The 11,907-nt window shown below is 62.3% G+C and carries 13 protein-coding genes; 7 read left to right on the top strand and 6 right to left on the bottom strand.

What is annotated here, in order from left to right; all coding sequences use genetic code 11:
- Positions 1-89 precede the first annotated feature (89 nt).
- Genes CB0101_RS00600 through CB0101_RS00585 form a run of 5 tightly spaced genes read left to right on the top strand, consistent with a single transcriptional unit; the run spans position 90 to position 5,515 of the window.
- Positions 90-419, top strand: coding sequence for a hypothetical protein (locus tag CB0101_RS00600; protein WP_010309915.1), 330 nt, complete (start codon positions 90-92; stop codon positions 417-419).
- A gap of 47 nt (positions 420-466) precedes the next feature.
- A complete protein-coding gene (locus CB0101_RS00595) occupies positions 467-2,764 on the top strand; it encodes a heavy metal translocating P-type ATPase (protein ID WP_010309917.1) in 2,298 nt (765 codons plus the stop codon).
- Positions 2,761-2,925, top strand: coding sequence for a hypothetical protein (locus tag CB0101_RS15570; protein WP_010309919.1), 165 nt, complete (start codon positions 2,761-2,763; stop codon positions 2,923-2,925). The genes CB0101_RS00595 and CB0101_RS15570 overlap by 4 nt, the downstream gene beginning before the upstream one ends.
- 3 nt (positions 2,926-2,928) lie before the next feature.
- A complete protein-coding gene (locus CB0101_RS00590; protein WP_010309921.1) occupies positions 2,929-3,450 on the top strand; it encodes a hypothetical protein in 522 nt (173 codons plus the stop codon).
- Between the two features lie 4 nt (positions 3,451-3,454).
- Positions 3,455-5,515, top strand: a complete 2,061-nt coding sequence (locus CB0101_RS00585) for a hypothetical protein (RefSeq protein WP_136643907.1) — start codon at positions 3,455-3,457, stop codon at positions 5,513-5,515.
- On the opposite strand, the gene CB0101_RS00580 is transcribed toward CB0101_RS00585, so the two are convergent.
- From CB0101_RS00580 to CB0101_RS00570, 3 genes are all read right to left on the bottom strand, one after another.
- The gene (locus tag CB0101_RS00580; protein ID WP_168187922.1) at positions 5,493-6,086 is read right to left on the bottom strand and encodes a DUF1345 domain-containing protein; all 594 of its coding nucleotides are present in this window, start codon (positions 6,084-6,086) and stop codon (positions 5,493-5,495) included. The genes CB0101_RS00585 and CB0101_RS00580 overlap by 23 nt on opposite strands.
- 83 nt (positions 6,087-6,169) lie before the next feature.
- Complete coding sequence (locus CB0101_RS00575) at positions 6,170-6,652, bottom strand: hypothetical protein (protein WP_168187921.1); 483 nt, start codon at positions 6,650-6,652, stop codon at positions 6,170-6,172.
- A 255-nt stretch (positions 6,653-6,907) separates the two neighbouring features.
- Positions 6,908-7,162 carry a hypothetical protein gene (locus CB0101_RS00570; protein WP_010309934.1) on the bottom strand — a complete coding sequence of 85 codons (255 nt, stop codon included), beginning with the start codon at positions 7,160-7,162 and terminating at the stop codon, positions 6,908-6,910.
- 172 nt (positions 7,163-7,334) lie between these two features.
- Here CB0101_RS00570 and rpaB point away from each other — a divergent pair, with 172 nt between their 5' ends.
- A complete protein-coding gene (rpaB, locus tag CB0101_RS00565) occupies positions 7,335-8,099 on the top strand; it encodes a response regulator transcription factor RpaB (protein WP_010309936.1) in 765 nt (254 codons plus the stop codon).
- Positions 8,100-8,113: 14 nt separating this feature from the next.
- On the opposite strand, the gene CB0101_RS00560 is transcribed toward rpaB, so the two are convergent.
- Positions 8,114-9,088, bottom strand: coding sequence for a DUF4912 domain-containing protein (locus CB0101_RS00560; RefSeq protein ID WP_371413633.1), 975 nt, complete (start codon positions 9,086-9,088; stop codon positions 8,114-8,116).
- Between CB0101_RS00560 and CB0101_RS00555 the strand changes: the two genes are divergently transcribed.
- Positions 8,985-10,316 carry a hypothetical protein gene (locus tag CB0101_RS00555; protein ID WP_246833795.1) on the top strand — a complete coding sequence of 444 codons (1,332 nt, stop codon included), beginning with the start codon at positions 8,985-8,987 and terminating at the stop codon, positions 10,314-10,316. The genes CB0101_RS00560 and CB0101_RS00555 overlap by 104 nt on opposite strands.
- Position 10,317: 1 nt before the next feature.
- On the opposite strand, the gene CB0101_RS00550 is transcribed toward CB0101_RS00555, so the two are convergent.
- Complete coding sequence (locus CB0101_RS00550) at positions 10,318-10,968, bottom strand: MarC family protein (RefSeq protein WP_071778142.1); 651 nt, start codon at positions 10,966-10,968, stop codon at positions 10,318-10,320.
- Positions 10,969-10,997: 29 nt separating this feature from the next.
- Positions 10,998-11,885 carry a polyphosphate kinase 2 family protein gene (locus CB0101_RS00545; protein ID WP_010309945.1) on the bottom strand — a complete coding sequence of 296 codons (888 nt, stop codon included), beginning with the start codon at positions 11,883-11,885 and terminating at the stop codon, positions 10,998-11,000.
- Positions 11,886-11,907: the final 22 nt, after the last annotated feature.

Below are 11,907 nucleotides of genomic sequence, written 5' to 3'. Positions count from 1 at the left end.
GAGCAGCAGTTCCACTGCAAAACAGCTTTACAGTTGCCCGCAAACCGGAAACGCCATAGCGCGTTGTCCTGCCGAAGCCTCCCAGGAGCATGTTTGAGTTCGAGACCGTTCTGGCCTTCGGTGTTGGAGCCAGCCTCGTGGCCCTGGCGCCCATGGTGAAGCGCATGGGCAACCACCAGCTCAGCGACTCGATGAGCAGCGTGGGCAAGTCGATGGCCAAGGGCGGCATCAAGGTGGGCGTGACCGTGGCCGGTGTGGCTGGCACAGCAGCGCGCAATGTGGCGCGCAGCGCAGCCGAAGCCGCGGAATCGTTGGTGGACCTGGTGGCTGAAGCCAAGTCGGAAATGGAAGAGACAGCCTCCACCGACAACAGCACGGCCAGCGCCGATAAAGCGATTACCAAGGTGAAGGTCGACTGATCGCCGACCACCAGCTCCCCATCCACCACACCCTCATCGCTCGGCCCGTGCTCGCTGAACCCCCGCGTCTGCCCCAGCTCACCTTGGTGCCCGTGGCACGCCAAGCCAGTTCAGCCGGCTACAGCGTGGAAGAGGTGCTCCACCACAGCTCGAGACGAGTGCGCTTCCGAGTGGGCGGCGCCACCAGCAGCTGGCCCCAGCTCGAACAGGCCCTAAACCAGGCCGCCGAGGTGAAGCACGTGCGCCTCAACAGCCTGGCTGGCTGCTGCGTTGTGGAATTTGATCGCGACGCAGCTGTCGATCCTCTCCAGTGGCTTCAACAACTTCCTGGAGCGCTTCCGAGCCTGCAGCGCTCAGCTGAATCGCCAACGGCGACGAAGAACGCCACCAAAGCCCAAAACCCCGAGGGCGAAGACGACGAGAGCTTTGTGCCCAGCCGGATCATCCTGCCGGTGAGCTCCCTGGCGCTGGCTCTGCTGGCTGGTCCCCTGGCCCTACCGCCCATCGCGGTTGCAGGGTTCATTTTGGTGTCGGCCCATCTGAGCTTCAAGCGCGCCTGGCAGGGGCTGAAGGAAGAGCGCAAGATCAACGTCGACTTCCTCGACGCCCTGGCCGTGACCCTTCACAGCCTGGAGGGCTTCCTGGTGGGCCCGGCGATGATGATCACCATGATTGAGGGCGGCGAAGCGGTGCGCGACGCCACCCAACGCATCGCCCATTCCGCCAACACCGATCTGTTGGCCAGCCTGCAGACCGATGTGCGCCTACTCGTGGACGGCGCCGAAGTGATCGTGCCGAGCACCAGCCTGCAGGCCGGCGATCGCATCGCTCTCTTCCCTGGCGATCAAATCCCAGTGGATGGCCGCATTGAAAGCGGTGAAGGCTCCCTCGATGTGGTGAAGCTCACCGGCGAATCGGTGCCCCGCCATGCCGGCCCCGGCGATGAAGTGTTGGCTGGCTTCCTGCTGCTGGAGGGCAACCTCATCGTGGAAACCCAGGCCGTGGGTGAAGCCACCCGGGTGGGCCAGATCACCGCGATGATCGAATCGGCGCCGGTGTACGACACCCGCGTCGGCAACGTGGCCGGCAAGGTGGCCAACCGGTTTGTATTGCCCACCCTCGCCCTGGCCGGTCTCTCACTGCTGCTGAGCGGCGGCAACATCGCCCAGGCGGCGTCGCTGCTGATGTTCGACCTTGGCACCGGTCTGCGCGTGTCGGTGCCGACGGCGATCATGGCCGCTCTCACCCGCGCCGGCAGCCAGGGCCTGCTGATCCGCAGCGGCCGCTCACTGGAGCAGCTCGTGGATATCGATGTAGTGGTGTTCGACAAGACCGGCACCCTTACCCAGGGCCATCCCTCGTTGGTGCATGTGGAAGTGGTGGAGGGCGCCCACTCGATCAAGAAGTTGGTGCAGCTGGCCGCCTCAGCGGAGCAGGGCTTGAACCACCCCGTGGCCGAGGCGATCGTGAAGCACGCCGAGGAACTCGGTGTGAGCGCCCAAGAGTGCGAGGCATGGGATTACCGCATCGGCCGCGGCGTCGCCGCGACCATTGCCGGTCACCAGGTGCTGGTGGGCAACGCCAAGCTGCTGCGTGAGGAAAACCTGGAGCCGGCCACGCCCAGCGTCGATCCTGAGCTGGAAACCGCCACGCCTGTTTACCTGTCCGTGGACGGCAAGGTGGTGGCGGTGATCTACGCCGCCGATGCCCTACGCCCCGATAGCCAGGCGATGGTGGCGGAACTGCACCGCCGCGGCATCCAGGCCCACATGCTCACCGGTGATGTGAGCAGCGTGGCCCATGCCGTGGCCAAGCGCCTGGGGCTGCGCCCCGAAGAGGTGCACGCCGATGCCCTGCCCGATGAGAAGGCCCGGCTGGTGCAGCAGCTCAGCCAGGAGGGCCACAAAGTGGCCTTCGTGGGCGATGGCATCAACGACTCGGCGGCTCTGGCCTACGCCGATGTGTCGATTTCGTTTGCCTCCGGCAGCGACCTCGCCCGCGAAACCGCCGACATCGTGCTCACGAACGACAAGGTGTCGGATCTGATCGTGGCTCAGGACCTGGCCCGCGAAACCTTCGCTCTGGTGAAGCAAAACATCGGCATCGTGGGTGTGCCGAACCTGTCGGCCCTGCTGCTCGGCACTTTCCTGCCCGTGAGCCCGATCGCTGCCGTGGTGCTGAACAACGGCTCAGCGCTTGTGGCCGCCGCTAACGCCATGCGCGTGCTCGGCTTCAAAGGCAAGCAACTCGCCCCCGCAGCCCCCCCTGCACCGACAACAACGGCAACAGCCCCCCCGCCAAAACGGAAGAGCCCGCTGTTGTGGAGCAGCACCCCAAAGCGATGAGCTTGGCGGCCCTCTCGAAGCGGCTGGGCGTCGCCCACCAAAGCATCACGGCGCGGCGCAAGCGCGGCGATTTCGGCAGCTGGATCCAGTCGCTCGATCCGGCCGGCTATGTCTGGTCGTATTGCGATCGCTCCAACAGCTACCTCCGGGCAACGGCCTAAACCATGGTGTCGAGCTGCGCTGAGCTGGTGCATGCCTTGCCGAATCGGTGGCGGTACCGCCTGCGCAGCACAACACCGATCCAGTGGAGTCGCTTGGAGCAAGAACTGCAGGCCGCCTTGCCCTCCAGCCAATGGCATTGGCGCCTGAATCGCCACTGCAGCACCCTCCTCCTGGAAGCCAAATCTTCAGAGCCCAAGCAACAACAACAGGGTTGGCAGAGCCTTGTTGCCGCCCTCGAGCGCAGCGGTGCCACCCCACCCCAGCCCGACGTGGTTCAGGTGCGGGTGGAGGTGGTGCGCGATCGGCCTTCTCGCCTCTGGCGCTGTGTGTTGGCACCGGCAAACCTGGTCAGCTTTCTTGCCGCCAGTGGCCTGCTCGGCTTAGCGGCTTTGCTGCTGCTGGGCGGGATCGTGGGGTTGATCTTGCCGTTGGCGCCTGGGTTGCCACTGCTGTTGCTGGCCTTTGTGCTGGTGGAAACCGCCTTCAAGCTGCGGCGCCCCTTCACCGCAGCCCCTGCCTTCTGAAATGGTGGTAACGGAGGTTTCGGCAGCGGCGCCGCCGTGGCAGATCCGCAGCGAGCTGCCCGGCCGCGTGAGGCTGCACTGCCTTGGGCTCGCCGAATCAGAAGCGCTGCGGCGCCACTGCCGCACCGTGCTCACGGGCTGCCACTGGCTCGAGGGGTTCCGAATCAACCCCGTGGCTGGATGCCTGAGCCTTCGCTTCCCGATCCAGCGCCGTGAGGGGCTCGACGCCTTGATGGAGCTGGCCCTCACCCTGCCCCATGGCTTCACCGCGCTTCAAAACATCACGCGGCCGCGCGCACGCAGCCAGCGCAGCATCCGCCACGCTGCTCTCTGCGCCGGGCTGCTTGGCGTGGACTGGCTCGTCGGCGTGCCTGTGCTGGCGCTGCAGGGAGCCACAGCCCTATTGATGGTGCCTGTGGTGTTGGAGTTGATTCGGATCGTGCGCCATCGGCGCGTGTTGCCGGTGGAGGCGCTGGATCTGGGCTTCAGCGCTGTGTTGCTCCAGCAGGGGCTTCCCCGGGAAGCCTTGATGGATCTGGCCCTGGATGACGGCAGCACGATCCTCCAGGAGGTGAGCCACCACGAGCTGAGCCGAGGGGATTACCGGGATCTGATCACCCGCCTGGCCGAACAGGAGCGTGTGCGAACGGCCGGCCCCGATGCCGTCGACAAACCCATTGGCGAGCTGTGCCGAGCCGAACGCATTCAGCTGCAAGGGGGCGATCCCGTGTTTGTGCCCTGCCAGATCGTGAGCGGTGAGCTGGTGGCCATCAACCGCCAACTCACCGGCGACTGGCACCCGCGCCAATACCGGCCCGGCGATGCGCTGGAGCCGGGCTGCTTGGTGCTCACCGGCACTGCTGAGCTTGAGGTTCTCCAGGCATTTGCCGATTGCCCCCAGTTCAAACTGCCTCCACCATTGCAAGAGCGCAGCAACTCCCTGGTCAAGCAAGCCGGCCAGCGTTTCATCAATCCTCTGCTCTTTACCCTCGGCAGCGTGTTGGCCCTGCGCGGTGCCAGCGAGCAAGCGCTGGCCGCCTTTCAGTTCAACCCCATCAACGACTGGGAAACCAGCCGCAATGCCAACCGCCTGGCAGCCGCGGCGGAACTGCGCCTGCACGGGATCAACATCGCCAACCCGGATGTGTTCTCCAATTTGGGGAGGATCCAGCGTCTTTTAGTGAGCCACAGCTGTGAGCAGCGGCTGCATCAAGTTGAGCTCAAGGAAGAGGGCGCACCGAAGAGCGGCCTCCGCTCCGGCGAACTGATTCGCATCCTGGCTGGGGTGCAGCAATGGCTGGCAACCAACAGCACCTTGCCGCTCTGGAACATGCAGCTGGAGAACGTCAGCAATCCGATCCCGGTTCAACATCTCGAGCTGCACGACCTCAGCCAGAAGGGCTGGACCGTGGATCTGCAGGACGGGCGCAGGCTGCTGGTGTCACGAAGCAGCAGGCCGGAAGCCTCACCCCTGAGCCGAGGGGTGATGGTTGAACCGCTGGAATTCCGGGAAGGGGAACGCTGCCTGGGTTGGGTCACGCTGCAACGCAAACCCAACGAAAACTGGAAGCATGTGCGTCAGCAACTGGAGGAGCTGGGCATTGCCGTGGAAGTCGTTGGCCAGTCGGTGGATGATCCAGCCGAGGCCAGCGCACGCTTGCAGCGCGTGGAGGCCTGCCAGGCCAGAGGAGAGCAGGTGGGCTACCTGGGCGATGTCATCCAAGACATCCCCGCGCTCGCCCGAGCCGATGTAGCCATTGGCCTGGATTTTGATGAGGCTGGGATGCTCACCAGCAAGTTGTGCGATCTGGCACTCAGCCGCGATCCTCAATGGCTGCCAAGGCTGGTGGTGCTGAGCCGCAGCCTGAAACACACCGCTGATGGCAATGCTGTGATGATCGGCCTCACCCACGTGTTGTCGTCTGTGGCGACAGCCGGCCTGGCGATCAGCCCGCTGCAGACGGTGCTTCTGGCTGATATTCCCCTGCTACTGGCCGAACTGCGCAACATCAACAGCTTCCGCAGCCACACACGCGGCGCCGTTAGCTCACCATCAAATTGGTGACCATGCTGAAGATCGTGGAATAAAACAGAAAACTCACGATGGCCTGAAGCAGCACAATGCGGCGAGCAAGGCCATCCTCGAGATCCACATCACTCATCGCAAATGTAAGCGCCACCGAATAGGCCACATACAGAAAGTCCGTAAACAAAGGCTCATCGGTACCAGGGAAGATAAAAACCTGCGCCTGATCACCATCGGCTGCGGGCTCCGGGTTCCTCGAGAAATACACCTTCGCGTAGTAAACAGCGAAACTCAGGTGCAGCTCCAGCCAAGTGGTAAAGAGTGCCGCAAAAAATAAACTGATCCGCAGAGGCGCGGGCAAAATCCCCTGCACTGCTTTCACATCATGCACACAGAAGCTGAGCACCAACACACTCAAAAAGGCCAGCAAAACCGTGCGGCCCAGCAAACGCTTGCCATTCGGTTGCCAGGTGGAGAAAATCTGACGCGTGCGCACAGCATCCAAGCGCAGTGATGCTTGCACCATGCGCAACAGATCCAACAACATGGTGACCAGGATGGCCAGGGTGAGGGCCTCTGCCGGATGGAACCGGGCCAGCAACCCTGCCACCATCACCGTGGTTCCAACCACAAAAGCCCTGAAACCACGGGCTAGATCTTCAAAAGCAACCGGGTGTTGATACCCCACAGCCTTCAGGCCCTACCGATTCGCCAGCTGCTGCGCTGCCCAGGGCGCTGATGCCGTGAAAACTTCAGACCCATGCGAATGAAGCCCATGGCGTCATCGTCCAAAGGCTGAACAGCCGGAAGGCGACGCAAGTCCAACAGATCACAGAGCTGGCGGCTGTCGAGCTCGATGCCGCTGCGCATCAGGGCCTCCAGGATCTCAAGCCGTTCGCGCAGCAGGCGCAGCTGGGCATAGCGCGCCGCCTCCCCCCAGCTCTCACCCATCGGCACGGGGAGGTTGTCTTGGCCTGGCTCATCCAACACCAGCTCAGCGGTGATGGTTTCCAGCGATGCGCCACTGCCCACATGGTTCGCGAGCTGTTCGGCCTGCTCGGTCGTGAGCAGTGTGCGCATGCCGCGCCGCAGGGGCTGGATACCGAGGCGGCGCAGCAGCAGCAGCAGATCAACACGGCCGATCCCGAGCTCCTGCTCAAGCTGGGAGAGCGGCACCAGATCAGGTTGAGCCACTGCAGATCACAAGATGCGCGGCCATTGTGACCGGATCAGCCCGATTGCGCCGCAACAGAGATCACCTCTGACGGCTTCAACCTGCGGGGATCAGGTCTTGGGAACAAACAATTGCGAGAGGAAGATCAGAATCCCGGCACCAGCAAGCGCGGGGAGGATCACCGGCAGGCCTTTGGGGGCCACGGCTGAGGCAAACAGCAGGGCATTCATGACCTGTGCATCAGAGGCGACCCGTTGTTAGCACCGCTTCAGGGGCATGGCTGCAGGTGCGCAACCTCTCGCAAACTGGGCCCGACTGGCTTGGCGCACCGAGCGACGCAGACGCACCCGGTAGGCCACATGGCTAGGGCCGTAGTGACCCATCAACGCTTCGCGGGCTTCGTGCTGGAGCTCCTCGAGGTTGGTGGCCTGGATCTGCAGGTGCTGGGCGCGCGCAGTGGCCACCAGTCGACCCGGTTGGTCGCTGATCAGTTCAAACACCACATCCTGCATGTCGCCTTCCTCGTCCTGGCTTGAGTCTGGATGGGATTCACAGCAGCGGTAGGTGCTGCAGACGACGGAAAACCGTTCATCGAGGCCTTGTAACAATCGCCCCTAAACCGACGCGCAACCAACCAATCGAGCCCGCTCGACGGTGAAACTGCCCACAGAAGCGGTGTGGGACATGACTCAAACCAGTGAGACAAGCCGTCCTGAGGGCCTGAAGATCCTGGTGGCAGACGATGAGGCCAACATCCGCCGCATCCTCGAGACTCGCCTGACCATGCAGGGCCACGAGGTGCTGATGGCCAGCAATGGCGCCGAAGCCCTCGAACTCTTTCGCGGCTCTGAGCCCGACCTGGTGGTGCTCGACGTGATGATGCCGGAGCTTGACGGCTTCGCCGTGGTGGAGCGGATTCGGGCCCAATCGGAAGTGCCGATCATCCTGCTCACCGCCTTAGGCGATGTGGCCGATCGAATCACCGGGCTGCAGCTGGGCGCCGACGATTACATGGTGAAGCCCTTCAGCCCGAAGGAACTCGAGGCGCGCATTCGCTGTGTGATGCGCCGCGCCAACACCAGCCAAGCCGGCGGTGGCAGCGGCGGTGGTGCTGCCGCCAACGTGGTGGTGGTGGGTGATCTGAGCGTGGATTTCAACCGCCGCCAGGCCTTCCGCGCCGAGGAGCGGATTCGCCTCACCGGCATGGAATTCAACCTGCTGGAGCTGTTGATCAGCCGCTCGGGTGAACCGATCAGCCGTCTCGACATGCTCGAGAAGGTGTGGGGCTACAAGCCAGAGCGCTCCTCCGACAGCCGCGTGGTGGATGTGCACATCTCAAGGCTGCGGGCCAAGCTCGAGCACGACCCGGAAAACCCTGAGCTGATCCTCACCGCACGGGGCATGGGCTACATGTTCCAGCGCATTGCCCAGGCGGTGAAGGTGGCGTAGGGGGGAAATCCCCCTCAGAACCACTCAGCAACAGCGTCTTCGCGGGTATTAACCCGCGCTTCGGGGGTGCGGCGCTCGAACTCGAGGCGAATCGAACGCTCCTGCTCCCCATCTGCGGCGACGGCCCGGATCGGGTAGAGCTGTTGGCCATCCCGGAACGGCACATGCACGCGGAAGGTGCCATCGGCCGAAAGCGCCACCTGCTGATCACCGATAAACAGGCTCGCGCTGGGATCGGTGGCGCCATACACAATCAGTTCCGCGTCGGCCACCAACCAAAACGAACGCTGACGCACCAGGCCGCTGCCGGATTCGCTGCGACCGCTGGCCCACACACCAGCACCGGAATCATTGAGGAGGCCCTGCTGGCCAGCCTCCAATTCATGGAGCACCTCTGAACCAACCCGGCGACTGCGCAGACCCGCCGCCGTAGCGATCTGATACACCTGCTCGTGCTGCACACCGCCACCACTGCCCGCCTCCGGCATGGAGAACTGCTGAGGTTGATCCAGGCTGAAGGGCACGAAGGCATCGGCCACGCGCTGGCTGGGCTCGAGAGCCGGCACCTGGGCCACGGCCGAAAACGCCAGGGAGTACCAACCACCATTGCGCAGGCGATAGCCCAGCTCGACGCGGTAGTCGCGCCCATCCACGGGCACCGGGAGGAACCACTCGCTGGCGTGGTTGTCCACCACCAACTCCTGAAGGGCATGCGGGTGTGACTGATCACCGGCCAGACCCGTCACGTCGGCAACCCGTAAGCACAAGCTGGTGGCACCGGCTTGACGCGCCTTCTCGCGGTCGGTGTCACTGATCGCCCAGAAGCAATAGGCCCATTGGGGATCCCGGGGCAGAAACACCACATGGGTGGTGACTGGAGCAGCCATGGACGAGGCTGCTGCGGGAGAAGACGGTGAGCGGGGTACCGAGCCAGCGGCGCCACTCTTGGCCGCACTGGAACGCAGGGCGGAGGGGACCAACTTCTTCAGCCAGCTGAGCGGTCGCTTCGCCTCGGTCATCCGTTGCTCCGTTTACATCCCTCAATATTCGCCGGATCCATGGGCGGGGAGCGCACGTGTCAGCACATGCCTACGAGCGGTACGGTTTCCCCGAGATGCGTTCATCACCATGCAGCTGAAGCGATCTTGGCTGGCAGGCCTGATCAGCTTCCTTGCGGTGGGAATCTTCAGCCTCACCACGCTGGGGGTGAACGACGAGCCGGGACCCAACATCAAACCGGCGCCCAACGTGAGCCCGGCTCGCCAGATCGAGACGGGCATGCACATCAAGAATATCTACAACCTGTCGCTGAAAGATAAAACATTCAATGCAGAAGGATGGTTTTGGCTGAAATGGCCTGAATCAATCCAAACGATCATCGAAGCCAACCAGATCCCCGTTACCGACCTGGTAGAGCTGGTGAACCAGGTGGAAGGCTTTGATTCGCAAATCGAGCCCGACAGCAGCGAACCGGAAAAACTACCAGGGAATCGCTACCTTCAATCTTTCAAATTCTCCAGCAAGTTTTACGACGACCTGCAGAACCTCCGCGGCTTTCCCTTCGAATCACTGGAGCTCCCCATCTCATTGGAAACACGCCCATCCATGTTTTCGATGGGATCCGAGGGAATCGTGCTGGTTCCCAATCCCGATCTTGAGGAAATCAAAGGCGATTCGATCAATCTCAACGGTTACAGCACGGAGGCCAGCCGGATTTCGAGCGGCATTCACACCTACACCACCAGCTTCGGCGAGGAGGGGGTTGCCAATGCTGGCGACTACAGCATCGCAACGTTTGAAATCACGTACCGCACCAACGGCTGGGCTGCTTTTTACCGGTTCGTGCTCCCGTGGATGGCCGTGATGGTGATCCTGCTGCTGGCTCCCAACCTGGAGGGTGATCTCAACGATCTGCGCCTCGCCATCCCCTCAACGGCTCTACTCACCCTGGTGTTTCTTCAGGAGGGCGCCCATGCCGAGCTGCCCGCGCTCGACTACCTCACCTTTCTCGACAAGCTCTATCTATTTGGGTACTTGATGGCAACGGCTGAATTCTGGCTGTTCGTCTGGAGCACAAACCTGATCAGCCGGGCACCGGCAAGTGATCATCCCGCCGTGATGCAACGGATCAACCGGGTTGATTTCACCTACCAACTCACCACCATTGCCGGCGCCATCTGCCTGCTGATTCTGGGCAGGCTTGGCAGTGGGGGCTAACTCAGCTCGCCAGCTGCAGGGGGATATGTTCAAGGATCGTGATGCATCCTGTCACGATGAACTGAATCCCAATCGCCAGGGTGAAAAGGCCCATCACCTTGATCAACACCGTCATACCCACATGACCCAGCCATTGGGTCAACCGCGCCGCAAAGCTAAACATCAAGGCGATCAGCACAGTCATCACCAACATGGCCGCCAACAGCTCCATCCGGTGCGGAAAGCTGTCTGCCGAATCCGCATACACCGTGATGGTTGACATGGTTCCTGCACCCGTGGTGAGTGGCAGCGAAATGGGAACGATGGCCGTGGATGTCATTTGCCCGGCATTGATCCGAGAGGTATCCACTTGCTTCTCGCTAGCACCACCAGGATCATTCGAGTGGAGCATGCTCAGACCACTGGCGCCGAGCAAAAGACCACCGGCAATCTGGAAGGCGCTCACGCCAATGCCGAAAAAGCGCAGAACAGCTGTGCCGAAGAGAAACGAGCTGATCATGATCAGAAAGCTCGTGATCGTGGCCACGCGAATCACATGGCGTGCCTGAGTGCGGGGCAGACCTTCCTGGAGATTGAGAAACGGCCCCAGGGCTGGGATGTTGTTCGCAACCGCAAAAAGGCCCAGCAAATAATGCTGAAACGTCTGCGGCATCATGTGCTCCACAACCGAAGAATCCGCCATCACTCCTCCAGCAATTGCTGATGGGCCTCGGCGAGGGCACGCCGTGCTTCCTCACTCACCGTTGGGTAGGCAAGGTTGAGGGATTCAAGGGCATCGATCACAGCATCGGCCACCACTAAACGCGTGAACCACTTGTGATCGGCGGGTACTACATACCAAGGGGCGCGCTCGGTTGAGGTATGGCGGATCATCTGTTCATAGCTGTCCATGTAGGCCTCCCAGTGGGCACGCTCCCGGATATCGGCCGCCGAGAATTTCCAGTTTTTCTCTGGATTATCGAGCCGTTCGAGGAAGCGCCGTTTCTGCTCCTTCTTCGACACATGCAGGAAAAACTTCCGCACCACCACGCCATTGCGGCCTAGGTAATCTTCGTAATGGCGAATATCGCGGTAGCGCTGCTGCCAGATGTCTTCACCCACCAGCTCGGGTGGAATGGTTTGCCGGGCCAGCATCTCGGGGTGAACGCGCACCACGAGGGTTTCCTCGTAGTAGCTGCGGTTAAAAATGCCGATGCGGCCGCGCTCAGGAAGGCACTGATTGGCCCTCCAGAGGTAATCGTGATCGAGGTCGATGGCTGAAGGCGCTTTGAACGAACTCACCTGGCAGCCCTGGGGATTCACCCCACTCATCACATGCTTGATGGTGCCGTCCTTGCCGGCGGCATCCATGGCCTGAAAGATCAGCAGCAACGCCCAGCGGTCCTGGGCGTAGAGCTTGTCCTGCAGCTCAGCCATGCGCTCCACCCCCTGCGCCAAGGCCGCTGCAGCCACCTGCTTCCCCCCGGGCTCAGCGTGGTCGGTGCTGCCGGGATCGACGTGCTTGAGCTCAAAGCCGTCGCCGTTGCTGACGCGGAACTGACGGCTTAAGCGATGACGGGAATCGGCCATCGAGATCGATGTGCTGTCAACA

This window comes from Synechococcus sp. CB0101 (genome assembly GCF_000179235.2).
Lineage (GTDB): Bacteria > Cyanobacteriota > Cyanobacteriia > PCC-6307 > Cyanobiaceae > Vulcanococcus.
This window is presented reverse-complemented; position numbering and strand designations above follow the sequence as displayed.

Coding starts and splice junctions, on each gene's coding strand:
- CB0101_RS00600 (WP_010309915.1), top strand. CDS start 90: ATGTTTGAGTTCGAGACCGTTCTGGCCTTCGGTGTTGGAGCCAGCCTC.
- CB0101_RS15570 (WP_010309919.1), top strand. CDS start 2,761: ATGAGCTTGGCGGCCCTCTCGAAGCGGCTGGGCGTCGCCCACCAAAGC.
- CB0101_RS00590 (WP_010309921.1), top strand. CDS start 2,929: ATGGTGTCGAGCTGCGCTGAGCTGGTGCATGCCTTGCCGAATCGGTGG.
- CB0101_RS00570 (WP_010309934.1), bottom strand. CDS start 7,162: ATGCAGGATGTGGTGTTTGAACTGATCAGCGACCAACCGGGTCGACTG.
- rpaB (WP_010309936.1), top strand. CDS start 7,335: ATGACTCAAACCAGTGAGACAAGCCGTCCTGAGGGCCTGAAGATCCTG.
- CB0101_RS00555 (WP_246833795.1), top strand. CDS start 8,985: ATGGACGAGGCTGCTGCGGGAGAAGACGGTGAGCGGGGTACCGAGCCA.
- CB0101_RS00550 (WP_071778142.1), bottom strand. CDS start 10,968: ATGCCGCAGACGTTTCAGCATTATTTGCTGGGCCTTTTTGCGGTTGCG.
- CB0101_RS00545 (WP_010309945.1), bottom strand. CDS start 11,885: ATGGCCGATTCCCGTCATCGCTTAAGCCGTCAGTTCCGCGTCAGCAAC.